The organism is Glycomyces amatae (genome assembly GCF_020991375.1).
Classification (GTDB): Bacteria; Actinomycetota; Actinomycetes; order Mycobacteriales; family Micromonosporaceae; genus Glycomyces; species Glycomyces amatae.
Map to the genome: position 1 here is coordinate 143505 of NZ_JAJLQZ010000004.1, position 15848 is coordinate 159352.

The following is a 15848-nucleotide window of genomic DNA, read 5'->3' on the forward strand; positions in this document are numbered from 1 at the left end:
CCCGGGGGGCTACTCCGGCCGGAGCCTGGCCCCCCGCCGGCGGCTGGCCTCCATGCGCGGGGCGATCCCCTCCAGGTAGGCGTCGAGGGCGTGCCGCACCGCGTCCTCGGCGGTCAGGTTCCACGCGTCCTCGTGCTCCATCCGCGCCATGCGCGGGTACCGGCCCGACTCCATGGCGCGCTGGAGGTACGGCAGCTGCACCTCCCACCACTCCTCCTCGGTGCTGACAGGCCCGCCCTGGTCGGCCGGGGCGTCCTGGATGAGGTAGGACAGCGCGATGCCGGTGGCGATCCCCCACACGGCCGTGATGATCAGGATGGCCTCGCGGTCGGTGACGTCGTGGTCGTCGAAGGCCCCCAGCGCGAAGTCGAGGCTCCACAGGGACCCGGGGCCCATCACGGGCCGACGCTGGTTGACCTCGAGCATCCACGGGTGCTCGCCGTAGAACGCCAGGCTGCCCGTCGCGATGTGCTCCAGGACCTCCCGCCAGTCCATGCCCGCGGGGTCGGGCTCGTCCTCGCCCGGGGAGCTCACGGCGTCGACCATGAGGTCGAGCAGCTCGCCCTTGCCGGGCACGTACCGGTAGAGGGTCATGGTGCCCACGTCGAGCTCGGCGGCGACGTTGCGCATGTTCACCGCGCCGAGCCCCTCCCGGTCGGCCAGGGCGATCGCGGCCGCGACGATCTGCTCGACGGTGAGTCTGGGCTTGGGTCCCGGTCGGCTCTGCGCGGGCTCGAACTCCCGCCACAGCAGCTCTGAACTGCGCTTGGGGTCGCCCGCCCCCGTCTGTGATGTCGCCATATCGGCCTCATGATACGCGCTTGCTAACCGGGTACGCCGTATGCTATTACTGGGTACAACGTACCCGATTAAGGGAGACCCATGACCACCACGACCGTCGAGGCCGTGAACCTCGGCAAGCGATTCAAGGACACCGCCGCGCTGGACGGCTTCGACCTCAGCGCCCGGTCCGGCACCGTCCTGGGGCTCCTCGGCCCCAACGGCGCGGGCAAGACCACCACCGTCCGCATCCTCACCACCCTGCTGCGCTTCGACACCGGCAGCGCCACCGTCGCCGGGTTCGACGTCGCCCGCGACGCCCGCCAGGTGCGCCGCCGCATCGGCCTCACCGGGCAGCAGACCGCCGTCGACGAGGTCCTCACCGCCAGGCAGAACCTCGTCCTGTTCGGACGGCTCTTCCGCCTCACCAAGGCCCGCGCCCGCGAGCGGGCCGACCGGCTGCTCGACCAGTTCGGACTCCAGGACGCCGCCGACCGCCAGGCCAAGGGCTTCTCCGGCGGCATGAAGCGCCGCCTCGACCTGGCCGCCAGCATGATCCTGGCCCCGCAGGTCCTCTTCCTCGACGAGCCCACCACCGGCCTCGACCCCGCCGGGCGCCGCGAGGTCTGGGACGCCGTCTCCGGCCTCGCCGCCGACGGCACCACCGTCGTCCTCACCACCCACTACCTCGACGAGGCCGACCGGCTCTGCGACCGCATCGCCGTGATCGACCACGGCCGCAACCTCGTCGACGACACCCCCTCGGGCCTCAAGCGCCGCATGGGCGCCGACCGGCTGGAGATCGTCGCCGCCGACCCCGCCGACCTGCCCGCCCTGCACGCGATCGTCGCCGCCGTCGCCGACGGCGAGACCGTCACCGACGAGGCCGCCTCCAGCGTCTCGGCCCCGGTGAAGGAATCGGTGGCCGCCCTGACCGCCGCCGCGACCAGCGTGCGGGACCAGGACCTCACCGTCGCCGACATCGGTCTGCGGCGCCCGACCCTCGACGAGGCCTTCCTCGAACTCATCGGCACCGACACCAAGGAGGAACGGCGATGACCGCCCTTGCCCCGCTTCCGGACGAGACCTTCGCGGGCCGCGTGAAATGGACGCTCCACGACTACCGGACCATCGTCGGCCAGGAGTTCACCCACCTGTGGCGCCAGCCCGTCAACTTCCTGTGGCAGCTCGGCTTCCCGATCGTCATGGTCCTGCTGTTCGTGTACGTCTTCGGGTCCGCGATGGACGTCACCGGCCAGGGCGCGGGCGTCGACTACGTCGCCTACGCCATGCCCGGCCTGTTCGCCATGACCATGGCCTTCGGGTTCATGAACACCGCCTGGGCCGTCGCCGAGGCGAAGGAGAAGGGCTTCGTCGACCGGGTCCGCTCCATGCCCATGGCCTCCTCGGCGGTCGTGGTGGGGCGCAACATCGCCGACACCCTCCACGCCGCGATCGACCTGCTCGTGCTGTTCCTCATCGCCCTGGCCATCGGCTGGCGCAGCGAGGGCACCTTCTGGGAGACGCTGGGCGCCTTCGTGCTCCTGCTGTGGCTGCGGTTCGCCCTCATCTGGGTCGGCGTCTGGATCGGCCTGCTGGTCAAGAACGTCGAGCAGGCCGGGAGCCTCTTCGCCCTCGCGTTCCCGTTCGGGATGGTCTCCTCGGTGTTCACCCCGCCCGAGCTCATGCCCGGCTGGCTCGGCGCGATCGCGGCGTGGAACCCGGTCTCGGCCACCGCGACCGCGATCCGGGAGCTGTTCGGCAACCCGGTCGCCGCCGGGAACTCCTGGCCTGAGCAGCACGCGCTCATGGCGGCCCTGATCTGGCCGGTGGTCATCACCGCGATCTTCCTGCCGCTGGCGGTCCGCCGGTTCCGCAACCTCGGCCGTTAGGACCTGAAGGAAACAGGGACGGGCCCGCACCGCCACCCGAATTGCGGTGCGGGCCCGGTTTTCCCCTGCGAAGGGCCGACCTCCGGTAATCTGCCTCGGGCGATGGCGCGGGCTTCGGTTTCGATGCCGGGGCTCATCCGGTCGCCTGCCCAGGCGGGTCGCCACACGGTCGGGTCGGCGGCGGGTTCGGTGAAGACGGCGACGAGGTAGGGACCGTTGCCAAGGTCCTCGTCGCAGCGGATGCGGTGCACGGCGTGGTCGGTGAGCGAGCGCTCGACGAGGAACCGGATATGGGCGCCCATGCCGATGCCGCGGGTGAACTCGCCGAGGTGCGTCCAGGACGTGGTGTCATCCATGCCCGCGCTCCAGGTACCGCGGAAGGAAGAAGGCGGCGAGGGCGGCGCGGTCGTGCTCGGTCCATTCGCCGTGGTGGGACGGGTGGATGGTGACCTGGCCGGTGGCGCTCGCGATGACGCCGATGTTGGCGGGGCGGCCGGGGTAGAGCTGGCGCAGGATGATGGTGCCGGGTTCGGCCGCGTGCAGGTAGCCGCTGATGGCGCGTACGCCGACGACTTCGGTGCCGATCTTGGTGATCGGGTCGGTGTCGGTGGCCATCAGAGGGCCGCCACGAGGTCGGTGAAGCCGAGGGCCGTGAGCGGGTTGGCGGGCGATCGGTGACGCGGGTGCGGGCGGGGTCTGCGGCGGTGGCGGGCCGGGACGGACCGGCGCAGCCGGAGGTCGTCGGCGGTGAGGTCGTCGGAGTCGAGCGCGGCCTGGCGCTGGGCGGGGCTGGCGGTGTAGAGGAAGACTCGGGCAGCCGATTCCCGGGAGGAGCAGCCGTGACGGCCCCACGCCTCGCCGCACCAGTCGCAGCGCAAGCGACCGAAACCGAGCCAAGTTCGGTAAGGCTGGTGGAGTTGCAGGTCGATCTTGGCCCAGGCGGGCACGGGATCGGCAGGTACGCTCAGAAGACCCATGAGAAGCCTCGCTTTCTCTAGGTAGCGCGGCCCGCCGGTGAACTCGCCAAAGTTTCTAGTCCGGCGGGCCGCTGTCTGTGTGCGGCCGTATGAAGTTGGTGTGTGGTGGTAAACGCCCGCCCGGCCCGGCTGCGCCGGTGATGTGACATCACCGGACCGGGCGGGCCGGTTCGGAGAGGCGGCTGGGATCTTGCCCCACCGCAGGACCCCAGCCCTGCAAGTCAGCCCCACCCGAACCCGAGGATCAAGCATTCGTGACTGTCTGCCGCTGTTTCGGTCACTTCATGAGTATCAACATTGCGCAATGCTGTGTCAAGCTTCTCAAGTGAGAATATTCTCGTGGCGATGAGATTATGTCACCGTGAAGGACATTCTGAAGGTGCCGTAGGATGTGGGCAACCGACTCGGAGCAGGAGGGCAGGATCGAGATGGCGGAGCCGAAACGACCGACTTGGCGAGCTCGTTGGCTCGGGCAAAAGCTCCGTGAGCTGCGAAAGAACAAAGACCTCTCGATCAGCGAAGTCGCAGAGCGACTCGGGAACAGCCCTGCGACAGTCAATCGGTTCGAGTCGGGGGTGTACCCGATCGAGAACGATGAGCTTCGACTGCTCATGACCATGTACGGGGTTTCGGATCAAGCCGACCGCTCGCAGCTCATGCAACTGGCCCAGGATGTCGCCCAGCGCGGCTGGTGGGAAGGCCTCGTCTCGAACCAGAACTTCGCCGACTATGTCTGGGCCGAGAGCAACGCCAGCGAAATCGACAGCTTCCAGCTCACGATCTACCCCGGACAGATTCAGGCCCCGGAGTTCGCCGAGACCCTGATCAGACAAGGTCCGGAGAGCCGAAGCAAGGTGGAGATGGAGAAGCTCCTCGAGGTGCGCTTGACACGCGGGCAGATGCTCCGAAAGTCCAACGCCCCAATCGCCAGGTTTCTGCTCTACGAGGGGGTTCTCCGGCAGCGCCTCAATACCTTCGAAGCTCGTCACTACGCGGCGCAGTTCCGGCACTTGCTCGATGTGGTCGAGTATCCGAATGTCGAGCTTCGGTACCTGCCGTTGGACACGAGTGTCCAGGCGCTCGGTGATGTCAACGCCGGGTTCACAGTCCTCAAGATGAAGGATGAGTGGCCGACCCTGGTGCAGGTGGAAACCCCTGTCGGCGCAGTGGTCGCGGAAACCCCAGACATAGACTGGGCGGTAGCCGCCTTCGAAACCCTCTGGAATGAGGGTGCTCAAGGGGAGCGGCAGACTGTCGACTTTGTGGTGAAAATGTTGAAGGAAGTGGAGAAATGACGCACGAAGCCTACAACCGTGGCGTGTGGGCTCGCGCCCGGTTCCGCAAGAGCAGCCGCAGCAACGGCGGCTCAAGCGGCAACTGTGTTGCGGTCGCCGTCTCCGGCGGCGAAGCCGCAGTGGGCGACACGAAGTCCCCTGTCGCCGACAGCTACGCGAATCTCCGCGTGAGCGTCGCCGACCTCGGCGGCCTGCTCGCCGGGATCAAGTCCGGCTCGATCGCCTAGCCCACCCGGCCCACAAGACCCGGCGCGTTCCCCACTGCAAGGGGGAGCGCGCCTTTCTCCTTCACGCCCAGCCCGTCAGTCCTCGTCGGAACGCAGATCCCACACCAGCAGCCCTTCGGAGTCGAAATCCTCGCCAGGCGGCCAAGTGAGCACCAGCGGCGGATCGAAGTCCTCGCCGTACCCAGGCGGATAGAGACCGAGCGAGTGCGCGAACTCGGTAAGCTCACGGCTTGACAGCTCATCGGCGCGTTCACGCAGCCGCGCTTCTAGGGCGGAATCGGTCGTTGCCACCGGCATGTCGGGGTTGCTCACTTGATCGCCTCTCCGTTGCCTCGGTAGATGTACCTGGTTCGCGAACCGTTCTCGCTGATCTCCCACACGTACAGGGTCGTGTTCGTGGGGAGGATCTTCTCCAGGTTAGCGTCGCACCGTTTGGGGTCCCTGTTGGACCGCCCGCACGGCGGGATGTTGATGTACAGGGCGTGCTCGCCGCCGCCCATGCTGCGGATGTCGGCCGCGGCGTCGGATTCGGCGTGCCAGGTGGACGTCAACTCCGGGTCGGACGCCCACGGTGCTCTGAGGTCTGACCGCACAGGGGCCTCACCTCTCTTGTAGGCGCGGTAAGGGGTCTCGCGGACCCGTCGCCCCTGCTGGTCGTACAGGTGACCTCGGGCCGAGGTCTTTCCTTCGGCGTTGGTGGGCCACCCTTCGCGCCTGAGCTGGTCGACAGGTTCCCGATGGAGTCGCTGCGGCGAGAATCCGTCGATCGGAGGTCCGAACGGCTGCAACGGCTCGGGCTCCGGAGTTGAAGGCGGCGTTGCGCCGGGCGGTTTCCTGCCAACGCCACCTCCTGAAGACCCGCCGCCGAGCAGTGGGCCCGCGATGTACCTTTCCCAAGACTGATTGCCGGCCTCCAGGAGCGCTGCGGCTTCGTCGATCTTGCCCAGTGCGGCCTGCAACTGCCCGTCGCCCTCGGCAACCAGCGGGCTGTCGGATCCCACAGTTGCCGCACGCACTTGTTCAAGTGAGCCCTCGACCTGGTCTCGCGCGGCCCGGATCGCGCCTGCGGATTCGCGGGCGGCGTCGACGAGCGCGCGCAGGGACGCGATCAGCTCAGCGAGCAATGACACGCCATGAGCTCCGTATCAGCGGGGGCAAGGGCTGAATGAGCCTACTTTGTCCCAGGCCCCCATGGGGTCCGCGAATACAGGTGAGATCGCCTGGCCTGTCCGGCCTGCAAGACACGGCGCGCTCCCCCTTGCAGTGAGGAGCGCGCCCTCGCATGAGCGGGCCCGCACCGCCACCCGAATTGCGGTGCGGGCCCGGTTTTCCCCTTCTACCAGGCCGTCCAGGCGGCGACCGCGTAGTCGCCGCCCAGCTCGTTGGCCTGGAGCCCCTGGTCCGAGACCGTCCACAACTGATCGCCGATGACGAGGCTGCGCAGGATCTGGCCCGTGTACGGGTCCCCGGTCGCCTCGGACTGGGTGATCCAGGCCGCCTCGCTCAGCGAGTCCTCGCCGACCTCCAGTACCACCGCACCGGTCTCGAACTCGTCGCCGTACTCGCCCCACTCGGTCGCCGGCACCACCGCGATACCGCTGTCCTCCCAGTACAGGAACGCGTGCGGCTCCCACTCGACGCTCGACTGCGCCCCCTCCCGCTGATACTGGTCCACCACGGTCGCCTCGGCTGCGCCCGTGTCGAACAGGCTCACTTGAAGGCCCGTGGTCCGCCCCTCGCCAGTGGCCTCCTGGCCGACACCCAGGAGCCGACCGGGGCCGACCGGATGCAGGTACGCCGAGTACCCGGTGATCTTCAGCTCCCCGGTGACCACCGGGTTCGCTGGGTCGGACAGGTCCAGCGTGTACAGCGGGTCGGTCTGGCGGAACGTCACCACGTAGCCGGTCTCGCCGATGAACCTGACCGCGTAGATCTGCTCGTCCACCCCGAGGTCGCTCACCGACCCGGTCTCCTCCAGCGCGTCCTCGCCGACCGAGAACACCGTGACCGTGGACTTCGAGGGCTCGGCGACCTCCCCGGACCCGCCGCCCCAGACGCACATCGCGTCCATCGGGCAGCCCCAGCCGGGCGTCTCGGTCGTCGCCACCCGCAGGTGCCCGTCGTACTCGCTCAGCGAGTACTGGTTCAGCAGGGTGCCGGGGACGGCCGCCTCGCCCGCGAGGCGCGGCGCTCCGTCCGCGAACGCGAACCGGTAGATCTCCGTCTCGGCCTCGGCCTCCCCGCCGGTCCACGCGTGGTCGTAGTGCGCCAGGTAGAGGCTGTCGGCGGTGCCGTGCACCGTGGTGCCGTCGGCCATCACCACGTGGGGCTCGACCATGGGCCACGCGCCCTCGGCCGGGAGGGCGAACACGCTCACCGAGGAGCCGCTGAAGCGCTCGGGGTGGGCCACGTCCCCGCAGTCCACCCGCCCCGCTTCGCCGTTGACGCTGTACTCGGGCAGCCAGTCCTCGATCTCGGTGTCGCGCACGGCCGCCGCGAGGTCGCCCTCGTCGGCCTCGCCGGTCCACAGCAGGTCCCACACCGGCTGCATCCGCGGCTGGGAGGACACCGCCAGGCGCACCTCGCCGTCCACCATGCGAGCGTCGACCATGGCGCCCTCCATGGTGAACCGGTCGAGCACCTCCAGGGTCGCGGGGTCGAGGCGCTCCAGCGTGAACTCGCTGTAGTAGTCGTCCTCGGTCTGCACGTCCTGCGCGTACATCAGCAGGAGCGCGTCCTCGGCGAGGAACAGCCGCTGGTCCCAGGCGTACTCGTCCAGGTCGCGCTCGGCGACCACCTCGGCCGTGCGGGTGTCCACCGCCCGCACGGCCCCGCCCGCGGCACTGTAGACGAAGGTCCCGTCGGTCTTGACCAGGTCCGGCTCGTCCACGCCCGCGACGGCGTTGTTGGTCTCGGAGTGGGCGCCGGCGTCGGCGGTGGCGCCCGCGGCGCCCGAGAACTCCTCGGCGGCGACGGCGCCCTCGTCCGCCCGGGCGAACTCCTCGGCACCGCCGTAGAAGCCATGATCGTTCCAGCCGCTCAAGACGGTGATCGCGGCGTCCTGGATGCTCTCGAGGGCCTCGTCGCAGGACTGGTAGGACGCGAGCTGCGCCGAGACCGGCACCCACGGGACAGAACCGGGTGCCACATCGACGTTGGTGGAAGGGGAGGTGCACGCGCCCGCGCCTATGAGGGCGGCGGCCGCGGCGAGCGCGGTGAGGAGTCGGGGTCTCATGCCTCATCGGACGCCGGGGCCCCGCGTCCGGTTCCCTCCGCACGAGGACGGGCCCGGGGCGTCCCAATGCGCTCCCCGGGCCCGTCCGTCGTCCGGGCGGCTACCCCTTGGTGCCGCCCGAGGTCAGGCCGCTGATGAGGTGGCGTTCGGCGAACGCGTAGAACACCAGCGCGGGGAGCATCGCGAGCATGACGAACGCGAGCACCTTCGCGGTGTCCGAGGCGTACTGGCCGCTGAACTGGGTGACGCCGAGCGGCAGCGTCCACCAGGTCGACTTCTGGAGCACCACCAGCGGCAGCAGGAACGAGTTCCAGGAGCCCACCAGCGCGAGCACCGAGACGGTGGCGAGCACCGGCCGCGCCATCGGCAGCAGGATGCGCACGAAGAACAGCCACGGGCCCGCGCCGTCGATGGTCGCGGCCTCCTCCACCTCGCCGGGGATCGAGCGGAAGAACGTGCGCAGGATGATGATCGTCAGCGGCAGGCCGAACGCGGCCTGCGGCAGGATCACCCCGAGCGGGCTGTTGAGCAGCTCGAAGGTGCGCAGGATGATGAACAGCGGCAGCACCGCCACCGCGAACGGGAACATCATGCCGGCCGCGAAGAGCGTGAACAGGCCCTCGCGCCCCCGGAAGGCGAAGCGGGCGAACACGAACGCGACCATCGCCGAGCAGGCCACGACGATGAACGTGGTGATGAGCGCGATGAAGATGGAGCTGAACGTCTGCTGCCAGAACGCGCCCGAGGAGAGCACGTCGGTGTAGTTCTCGACGTTCCACGGGCTCGGCAGGCCCAGGGCGTTCTCGCGCAGCTGCTGGTTGTCCTTGAAGCCGCCGAGGAGCGCGAACAGGATCGGCGTGGCCACGAACGCCGTGGTGAGGAACGCGGCGATGTAGAAGCCGGTGTGGCGCAGCAGGTGCGCCCGGCGCGTGATGACGCTCATGACCGGTTCCCTCCGGCGTTGGTCAGCGAGCCCTGCAGGTCGCGTTTGAGGACGAGCCGCTGGTAGAACAGCGCGAAGACGAGGCTGATGAGGAACATCGCGATCGACAGCGCCGAGGCGTACCCGATCTGGTTGCGCTGGAAGCCCTGCTCGTACATGGTGATCGCGAGGGTCTCGGAGGCGTGGAACGGCCCGCCGCCGGTGAGCACGTACACCAGGTCGAACAGCTGCACGGTGCCGATGACGGACAGGAACACGATCATCCGCAGGGTCGGGCCCATGAGCGGCAGCGTGATGTTGCGGAACGCCTGGGACCTGGTGGCGCCGTCGATCTCGGCGGCCTCGTACAGCTCGTCGGGGATGTTCTGGCGCCCGGCCAGGAACAGGATCATGTGGAAGCCGAAGAACTTCCAGGTCAGGATCCCGAAGATGACGAACATGATGATGTCGCGGTCGGACAGCCAGCCGATCTGGGCGTCGATGCCCAGGTTCGCCAGGAACGAGTCGGCGAAGCCGCGCCGGGGCGAGAACACCAGGCGGAACAGGACCGCCGTGACCGCCTCGGTGAGGACGTAGGGCACGAAGAACAGCAGCCGGAACGCGGTGCGCCCCGGGAAGCGCTGGTGCAGCAGCATGGCGAGCCCGAACGAGAGGGGCAGCTGCACCACGAGGGAGAGGACCACGATCAGGCCCAGGCGCCACAGGTCGCCGAGGAAGACGTCGTCCTGGAGCAGGTTCCGGAAGTTCTCGAGACCGACGAAGTCGGTCGGCACGCCGCCGAGGCCGTTCCACCGGAAGAACGCCACGTACGCGGCGAATAGGACCGGCAGGATCACGAACAGCAGGAACAGCACCAGGCCGGGCGCGATGAACGAGGCGAGGACCCCCGCGCCGGGGCGCCCGGACCGCCGGCGGGGGTTGCCCCCCGCGCGACGGTCCGGGCGCCCCACGGCAGGGGAGCCCTGCGGCGATGCCTTGACGGTCACGCCTCGGCCGCCCATGCCTCGTTGACCATCGCCACGAAGTCCTCGGCCGTCAGCTGGCCCAGCAGGAGGCCTTCGGTGGCCTCGTTGATGACGCCGCCGATGGCGGGCGGGTACGCCTGGTCGAGGTAGAGCTGCGTGCCGGTGGCCGTCGCGAGCGCGTCGACGACCTTCTGGCTGTCGGCGTTCAGGTCCGGCGCGACCGCCGCGGTGTCCACGGCGACCGGGGTCAGGTTGCCCTCGGTGATGGCGCGGGCGTAGTTCTCGGGCTCCATGAAGTTGCACAGGAAGTCCAGCGCCTCGTCGGGGGCGTCCGCGGCGACCGCGTAGCCGTTGCCGCCGCCGAGCCACTCGGTGGTCGTGCCGACGCCGCCCTCGACCGTGGGGAAGGGGAAGAACCCGAGGTTCTCGGGCCCGTCGGTGCCGGAGTTGTCGCGCTGGGCCTGCGGGGCCCACTGGCCCATCAGCTCCATGGCGGCCAGGCCCTCGCCCATGACCGCGGACTGGCCGTCGGCCTCGCCGTAGGTCGCGGACTCGAAGCCGGGCTGGAACGGCTCCATGGCGGCCAGTTCGGCGACCATGTCGCCGGCCTGGAGGAAGCCCTCGCCGGAGAAGTCGCCGGCCTCGGCCGCGGCCTCGAGGCCGTCGAGGCCCACGATGCGCATCACCAGGTAGGTCCAGTAGTAGTGGCCGGGCCACTGGTCGGCCCCGGCGAGGGCGATCGGGGCGATGCCCTCGTCCTTGAGCGCCTGGACGGCGGTGAGGAACTCGTCCCAGGTGGCCGGGGGCTGGTCGATGCCCGCCTGGGCGAAGAGGTCCATGTTGTACCAGAACCCGACCACGCCGGCGTCGAACGGCATCCCGTAGAGCTTGCCGTCGATCGTGTACGGCTCCAGGGCGATCGGGTTGATCTGGTCGATGCAGTCGAGCTTGCCGGTGAGGTCCTGCACGAGGCCGGCCTCCACCTGCTGGGCGAGGACGCCGCCGCCCCAGGTGTGGAAGATGTCGGGGACGTCGCCGGACTGCGAGGCGGTGGCCATGCGGTCCTTGAACGCCTGGTTCTCGATGGGCTGGACGTCGAAGGTGAGGTCGTTCGCTTCTCCGAAGTCGTCGGCGTACTCCTGCCAGGTGGACATGAGGGGGTCCTGGTTCTGGATGTGCCACCAGGTGATGTCGGCGTCGCTCTCGCCGCTGTCGCCGCAGGCGGCGGCGGTCAGCGCGAGGGAGGCGGCGGCACCGGCGGCGAGGGCCGCCCGGAGCCGCCTCAGGGGTTTGCGCATCGGAGTCGTCCTTTCGAGGGATGTGGTGTCCGAAGTGGCCGGTAGCGCCGGGTCCGCTCGCTGGTCGCGAGGTTCGCCCAAGGGAGGCAGCGCAGCCGAAACTTTCGGAACAAGTATCGGAAACTTTCGATGCGGTCATAGTACCTGTGACCTCTGGGAAAGTGAAGAGGGTCTCTATTTCCACCTGGCGCGCGCGAGTGACCGAGAACATAGGCAGGTCATGGGGGAGCGGTGCGGTGCGGAGCGGGCCCGGGGACGCCGAAACGGCCGCCCCGGAGCCGGGACGGCCGTGCAAGGTGTTGTGGAACCGCAACATAAGCGGTGTCGGAGCGGGTGACGGGAATCGAACCCGCTTCTCAACCTTGGGAAGGTCGCATTCTACCAGTGAACTACACCCGCGGACTCCGACGAACGGAGACGCACGAAGTATACAAGGCCGCGGCGGCGGGGCCCGGCGGCCCCGCCGCCGGGCCCCGCCGCGCGGTCCCTACAGCGCGGCCAGAGCGGCCTCGATGTCGTCGTGCAGGAGTCCGACGTTGGCGTAGACGCCGGGTTTGCCCGCCTCGGCGCAGCCGTAGCCCCAGCTGACGATGCCGACCAGGACGCCGTCGGCCGAGACGAGCGGGCCGCCCGAGTCGCCCTGGCACGAGTCGACCCCGCCGTTCTCCAGGTCGCCGGCGCAGATCATGGTGGCCGCGTCGAACTCGGAGCCGTAGGCGCCGGAGCAGTCGGCGTCGGCGATGTACGGGACGTCGACGTACAGCAGCGCGTCGGAGAGCGAGCCGCTCTCGGTGGTGCCCCAGCCGGCGACGGTCAGGGTGCCCCCCTCGGTGTCGGCGTCGGCCAGCGGGACGGTCGGGGCCCCGGCGATCGGCTCGGCGAGCCGCACGAGCGCCCAGTCGTTCGCCATCGTGGCGCCGTCGAAGCCCTCGGCGACGTGGACGGCGGCGACCTCGTGGACGTCGGTCTCGGCGATGTCGGTGCCGCCGTGGCGGACCACCACGTCCGAGGCGGCCGAGCCCTCGGTGCAGTGGGCGGCGGTGAGGACGACGTCCGGCTCGATGAGCTGGCCGCCGCAGTAGTTGTAGGACGGGTCGTTCGCGTCGGCGAGGGCGACGATCCAGGGGAACTGGCCCTCCGCGGCGGGCTGTCCGCCGATGATCTGGGCGTCGAAGTCGCCGCCGGGGGCGGCCTCCTCGGCGTTCGCGCCGGTGGTGCCGAGGGCCAGGGCCGCGGCGCCGAGGCCGGCGGCGGCGACGGCGCCGAGGCGGGTGAGGGTCTTGTTTCGGTCGTGCACGCGCGTGTTCCTTCCGTAAGGGTGGTCAGGAAGCGGCGGTGTGTTGCCTGCCGTTCAGGAGCCTACGGTAAAAACACTCATATTTAAATAATCCCGGCGCAAGCGGTATTTCACTGAATAACGCCGAATAACTTACTTATCCCCACCAATAAGGACGGACCGCCTGCAAGCGTCCATTTCGATCGGGCCATTGGGGACGGGAGACCGGTCCTGTGCGGACGAAAGGGCCGGGCGGCACCGCCGCCCGGCCCCGCCGCTTCATGGCCTACACGCCCGCGGTGCGCTCGCTGCGCAGCTCCTTGCCCAGGTGGATCGAGCCGTCGGCCGCCGCGTAGTGCCCGAAGGGCGTCACCGGCAGGTACCCCATCGCCCCGTACATCGCGACCGCCTCGGGCTGCCGGGGCCCGGTCTCGAGGATGACCCGCCGGCGCCCGGCCGCGGCCGCCGAGGCCTCCACCGCCGCCACGAGGCGCCGGGCCAGGCCCCGCCGCCGGGCGTGCTCGCGCACGTAGACGCGCTTCATCTCGGCGTCCTCCTCGTGCGCGCGCCAGCCGCCGCAGCCGAGCGGCTCGCCCGACTCGTCGTAGGCCACCAGGAAGTCCCCGTTCGGCGGGTCGAAGTCGCCCGCCTCCAGCACCGTCTGGTCGCCGTCGCCGTAGCGGCGGACGTACTCGGCCTGGATCTCGGCGCAGAGCAGTTGCGCCACAGGGCTGTCGAAGGGGGTGCGCGAGAGCTTTTCCACGTCCTCAACTCTGGCACGGCGCCCGGCCGCGGCGCCAGCGCGATGCGTCACGCCGGGCCCGCCCGGGGCCTTGCCGCCGCGCCTCCCCGCACTGCTCGGGACGGTCCGGCACCGGCCGAACAGCTGAGACCGGGGCAGTCCTTTCGGCGTCACGGACCGGCCGAACGCACAGACTTCGCCGTCACCCGTCCGACAGGCTCCTCCACGCCCGGTAGCGCCGCGCGGACCATTACGATCTTCACATCGGCGATGCGCGAGTCGGGTCCGGCGCTCCGGGCATATCCATCGACGACGGTCGAAGTCCGGTGCCCTGATCCCCGCGCCGCTTCGCCCGGACCGCTCGCGGGCGAGACGCTCCCTACCAGCCACGGCAGGGCGCGCCCGCGCCCGAACGGGGCCCGCCCCCGCGGTCCGTCTCGACACGCACGGGGACCCGGCCGCGATCCGGCAGGAAGGAGGCACGCAACCACATGCGCGCGACGATGCACCGCAGGCCCGCCGCGGCCCGCGCCGACCGGTGGCACGGCTGGTCGGCACCGTCGGTGCGGTCGGCGTTCACCGCCGCCTTCGCCGTCGTGGTCGTCCTGGTCGGGCTCCGCCTGACCGTGCGGGACGACTCGCACGCCGTCTCGTGGCTCGCGCTGCCCCCGCTGGCGGCCTCGGCGTTCCTGCCCTGGCGCTGGGTGGCCGGGGTCGGCCTGGCGAGCATGGCCGGGGCCTTCGTCTACCTGTGGATCCTCTACGACTTCGCGATGGGCGACGTCGCCGACCACGGCGTGGACTTCCTGGTCGTGGCCGTGGCCGTGGTGATCTCGGCGGCCGTGTCGATCGTGCGCGAACGCGACGACGAGCGCCTGCGGCGCCTGACGCAGCTGGCCTCGGTGGTGCAGCAGGCGATCCTGCGGCCCATCGGGGAGCGCATGGGGCCGTTCGACATCGCGGCCCGCTACGTCTCGGCGCGATCGGGAGCGGAGATCGGCGGCGACCTCTACGAGGCCCTCGACACCGACTTCGGGGTGCGGATCATCATCGGCGACGTGCGCGGCAAGGGCCTGGACGCGGTGCGCCTGTCCTCGACCGTGCTCGGCTCCTACCGCCACGTGGCGTTCGAGCGGGCCGACCAGCGGTGCATGATCACCGACCTCGACCACGCGGTGGCCCGCAACGCCGGCGACGAGGACTTCGTGACCGCGATCCTGCTCCAGGAGCGGGGCGGGACGCTCGAGATCGTCAACTGCGGGCACCCGCCGCCGATGCTGGTGCGCGACGGCGTCGCGACCTACCTGGAGCCCGAGTCGATGGCGCCGCCGCTCGGCCTCAACCCCTCGGCGCGGGAGCTGACGCTCCGGCTCCAGCCGGGGGACCGGATCTTCCTGTACACCGACGGCCTGGCCGAGGCCCGCAAGGACGGCGAGTTCTTCCCGATCCGCGAGCGGGCCTGGAGCCTCATCGGCCACGGGAACGTGGGCGACGGCCTGGCCTCGCTCGAGTCGGCGCTGCGGCGCTGGGTGGGCGGGCCGCTGACCGACGACATCGCCCTGCTGCTCCTGGACTACCGGCCCGACTCGGACTGACCCGCGGGCCCGCTCACCGGCGGCGCCCGGCGCGGCAGCGCCGCAGGGACCGCAGCCGCGGGAACGCGCGGCGGCGCTTGGTGAGCCGCGCCGGCGCGGACCGGCCGGGGCTCACGACGCGGCCTCCGTGACGCGGCCTTCGTGACGCGGGCTCACGACGCGGCCTCCTCGACCGGGACGGCGGGCACGGGCGCCCCGAAGACGCGCTGGAGGACGGGTCTGGCGCGGCGGTGGCGGCCGACGTACGCCGGGCGGGCGCGGGCGGCGAGGCGGTCGGCGACGGCTCGGATCATGGGGGCGCTCCTGGTGTGATCGCACAGGCGGTCTGTCTCCCGGTTCAACGAGACACGGGTGCGCCGGTTACGGCGCCGCGGGCGAACCCGTCCGCCGCTCACCCGATCGAAGGACGCGCCGGGGCGGCCCGGGCGCCGGATCCCGGGGCGCCGCGGCGGCCGGCGTCCGCCGGCCGCCCGCTCTGAGGTCTAGAGTCGGTTTCGCGGCTTTCGACGAACGGCGGCGGCGACGGAAATCCGACACGCGCCCCGGCTCGCCAGGCGGGACGCTCGACGTACCTACTCGCGGGTAATATGATGGGGGTTACCACCGAGTAATGGAGGACCCGC

General features: G+C 70.2%; 18 protein-coding genes and 1 tRNA gene. 5 read left to right on the top strand and 14 right to left on the bottom strand.

All coding sequences use genetic code 11. The features are described from left to right. Positions 1-9: 9 nt before the first annotated feature. Complete coding sequence (locus tag LO763_RS07925) at positions 10-801, bottom strand: TetR/AcrR family transcriptional regulator (RefSeq protein WP_230601432.1); 792 nt, start codon at positions 799-801, stop codon at positions 10-12. Between the two features lie 81 nt (positions 802-882). Between LO763_RS07925 and LO763_RS07930 the strand changes: the two genes are divergently transcribed. Together LO763_RS07930 and LO763_RS07935 are read left to right on the top strand one after the other, a co-directional pair. Beyond that, positions 883-1839 (top strand): ATP-binding cassette domain-containing protein, encoded by a 957-nt coding sequence (locus tag LO763_RS07930; protein WP_230601433.1) that lies wholly within the window; start codon positions 883-885, stop codon positions 1837-1839. Continuing rightward, the gene (locus LO763_RS07935) at positions 1836-2672 is read left to right on the top strand and encodes an ABC transporter permease (RefSeq protein WP_230601434.1); all 837 of its coding nucleotides are present in this window, start codon (positions 1836-1838) and stop codon (positions 2670-2672) included. Before LO763_RS07930 ends, LO763_RS07935 begins: the two co-directional genes overlap by 4 nt. Here LO763_RS07935 and LO763_RS07940 read toward each other — a convergent pair. From LO763_RS07940 to LO763_RS07950, 3 genes are read right to left on the bottom strand one after another with little or no spacing between them, the layout of a single operon-like run. After that, entirely contained in the window at positions 2669-3028 is a 360-nt protein-coding gene (locus LO763_RS07940; protein WP_230601435.1) for a hypothetical protein, read from the bottom strand. The two genes, LO763_RS07935 and LO763_RS07940, sit on opposite strands and share 4 nt — an antisense overlap. Continuing rightward, the gene (locus LO763_RS07945; RefSeq protein ID WP_230601436.1) at positions 3021-3287 is read right to left on the bottom strand and encodes a hypothetical protein; all 267 of its coding nucleotides are present in this window, start codon (positions 3285-3287) and stop codon (positions 3021-3023) included. Before LO763_RS07945 ends, LO763_RS07940 begins: the two co-directional genes overlap by 8 nt. Then, a complete protein-coding gene (locus LO763_RS07950) occupies positions 3287-3649 on the bottom strand; it encodes a hypothetical protein (protein ID WP_230601437.1) in 363 nt (120 codons plus the stop codon). Before LO763_RS07950 ends, LO763_RS07945 begins: the two co-directional genes overlap by 1 nt. 389 nt (positions 3650-4038) lie before the next feature. Between LO763_RS07950 and LO763_RS07955 the strand changes: the two genes are divergently transcribed. After that, the gene (locus LO763_RS07955) at positions 4039-4944 is read left to right on the top strand and encodes a helix-turn-helix domain-containing protein (protein ID WP_230601438.1); all 906 of its coding nucleotides are present in this window, start codon (positions 4039-4041) and stop codon (positions 4942-4944) included. Further along, positions 4941-5171: a DUF397 domain-containing protein gene (locus LO763_RS07960; RefSeq protein WP_230601439.1), complete on the top strand. Its 231-nt coding sequence runs from the start codon at positions 4941-4943 to the stop codon at positions 5169-5171. The genes LO763_RS07955 and LO763_RS07960 overlap by 4 nt, the downstream gene beginning before the upstream one ends. A gap of 75 nt (positions 5172-5246) precedes the next feature. Here LO763_RS07960 and LO763_RS07965 read toward each other — a convergent pair whose 3' ends face one another. The 9 genes from LO763_RS07965 to LO763_RS08005 all read right to left on the bottom strand — a co-directional run bounded on the left by LO763_RS07965 (position 5247) and on the right by LO763_RS08005 (position 13651). Further along, entirely contained in the window at positions 5247-5483 is a 237-nt protein-coding gene (locus tag LO763_RS07965) for a hypothetical protein (protein ID WP_230601440.1), read from the bottom strand. Next, positions 5480-6301: a DddA-like double-stranded DNA deaminase toxin gene (locus LO763_RS07970; protein WP_230601441.1), complete on the bottom strand. Its 822-nt coding sequence runs from the start codon at positions 6299-6301 to the stop codon at positions 5480-5482. Before LO763_RS07970 ends, LO763_RS07965 begins: the two co-directional genes overlap by 4 nt. Positions 6302-6507: 206 nt before the next feature. Next, positions 6508-8406, bottom strand: a complete 1899-nt coding sequence (locus LO763_RS07975) for a beta-propeller domain-containing protein (RefSeq protein ID WP_230601442.1) — start codon at positions 8404-8406, stop codon at positions 6508-6510. A 100-nt stretch (positions 8407-8506) separates the two neighbouring features. Further along, a complete protein-coding gene (locus tag LO763_RS07980; RefSeq protein ID WP_230601443.1) occupies positions 8507-9349 on the bottom strand; it encodes a carbohydrate ABC transporter permease in 843 nt (280 codons plus the stop codon). Then, the gene (locus LO763_RS07985) at positions 9346-10350 is read right to left on the bottom strand and encodes a carbohydrate ABC transporter permease (protein ID WP_255672000.1); all 1005 of its coding nucleotides are present in this window, start codon (positions 10348-10350) and stop codon (positions 9346-9348) included. The genes LO763_RS07980 and LO763_RS07985 overlap by 4 nt, the downstream gene beginning before the upstream one ends. Then, positions 10332-11612: an extracellular solute-binding protein gene (locus LO763_RS07990; protein ID WP_230601445.1), complete on the bottom strand. Its 1281-nt coding sequence runs from the start codon at positions 11610-11612 to the stop codon at positions 10332-10334. Before LO763_RS07990 ends, LO763_RS07985 begins: the two co-directional genes overlap by 19 nt. 328 nt (positions 11613-11940) lie before the next feature. Further along, positions 11941-12011: transfer RNA gene (locus LO763_RS07995), tRNA-Gly, on the bottom strand. Between the two features lie 88 nt (positions 12012-12099). Beyond that, the gene (locus LO763_RS08000) at positions 12100-12909 is read right to left on the bottom strand and encodes a S1 family peptidase (protein ID WP_230601446.1); all 810 of its coding nucleotides are present in this window, start codon (positions 12907-12909) and stop codon (positions 12100-12102) included. A 265-nt stretch (positions 12910-13174) separates the two neighbouring features. Beyond that, positions 13175-13651, bottom strand: a complete 477-nt coding sequence (locus LO763_RS08005) for a GNAT family N-acetyltransferase (RefSeq protein ID WP_230601447.1) — start codon at positions 13649-13651, stop codon at positions 13175-13177. Positions 13652-14121: 470 nt separating this feature from the next. Between LO763_RS08005 and LO763_RS08010 the strand changes: the two genes are divergently transcribed. Next, positions 14122-15225, top strand: coding sequence for a PP2C family protein-serine/threonine phosphatase (locus LO763_RS08010; protein ID WP_230601448.1), 1104 nt, complete (start codon positions 14122-14124; stop codon positions 15223-15225). Between the two features lie 152 nt (positions 15226-15377). Here LO763_RS08010 and LO763_RS08015 read toward each other — a convergent pair whose 3' ends face one another. Then, complete coding sequence (locus LO763_RS08015; RefSeq protein WP_230601449.1) at positions 15378-15518, bottom strand: hypothetical protein; 141 nt, start codon at positions 15516-15518, stop codon at positions 15378-15380. Positions 15519-15848: the final 330 nt, after the last annotated feature.

What these genes read in the sequence shown, in the direction of transcription:
- LO763_RS07985 (WP_255672000.1), bottom strand. Translation starts at nt 10,350, where the DNA reads ATGGGCGGCCGAGGCGTGACCGTCAAGGCATCGCCGCAGGGCTCCCCT.
- LO763_RS07945 (WP_230601436.1), bottom strand. Translation starts at nt 3,287, where the DNA reads ATGGCCACCGACACCGACCCGATCACCAAGATCGGCACCGAAGTCGTC.
- LO763_RS08010 (WP_230601448.1), top strand. Translation starts at nt 14,122, where the DNA reads ATGCGCGCGACGATGCACCGCAGGCCCGCCGCGGCCCGCGCCGACCGG.
- LO763_RS07980 (WP_230601443.1), bottom strand. Translation starts at nt 9,349, where the DNA reads ATGAGCGTCATCACGCGCCGGGCGCACCTGCTGCGCCACACCGGCTTC.
- LO763_RS07935 (WP_230601434.1), top strand. Translation starts at nt 1,836, where the DNA reads ATGACCGCCCTTGCCCCGCTTCCGGACGAGACCTTCGCGGGCCGCGTG.
- LO763_RS07990 (WP_230601445.1), bottom strand. Translation starts at nt 11,612, where the DNA reads ATGCGCAAACCCCTGAGGCGGCTCCGGGCGGCCCTCGCCGCCGGTGCC.
- LO763_RS07950 (WP_230601437.1), bottom strand. Translation starts at nt 3,649, where the DNA reads ATGGGTCTTCTGAGCGTACCTGCCGATCCCGTGCCCGCCTGGGCCAAG.
- LO763_RS07940 (WP_230601435.1), bottom strand. Translation starts at nt 3,028, where the DNA reads ATGGATGACACCACGTCCTGGACGCACCTCGGCGAGTTCACCCGCGGC.
- LO763_RS07960 (WP_230601439.1), top strand. Translation starts at nt 4,941, where the DNA reads ATGACGCACGAAGCCTACAACCGTGGCGTGTGGGCTCGCGCCCGGTTC.
- LO763_RS07930 (WP_230601433.1), top strand. Translation starts at nt 883, where the DNA reads ATGACCACCACGACCGTCGAGGCCGTGAACCTCGGCAAGCGATTCAAG.
- LO763_RS07925 (WP_230601432.1), bottom strand. Translation starts at nt 801, where the DNA reads ATGGCGACATCACAGACGGGGGCGGGCGACCCCAAGCGCAGTTCAGAG.
- LO763_RS08015 (WP_230601449.1), bottom strand. Translation starts at nt 15,518, where the DNA reads ATGATCCGAGCCGTCGCCGACCGCCTCGCCGCCCGCGCCCGCCCGGCG.
- LO763_RS07975 (WP_230601442.1), bottom strand. Translation starts at nt 8,406, where the DNA reads ATGAGACCCCGACTCCTCACCGCGCTCGCCGCGGCCGCCGCCCTCATA.
- LO763_RS07955 (WP_230601438.1), top strand. Translation starts at nt 4,039, where the DNA reads ATGTGGGCAACCGACTCGGAGCAGGAGGGCAGGATCGAGATGGCGGAG.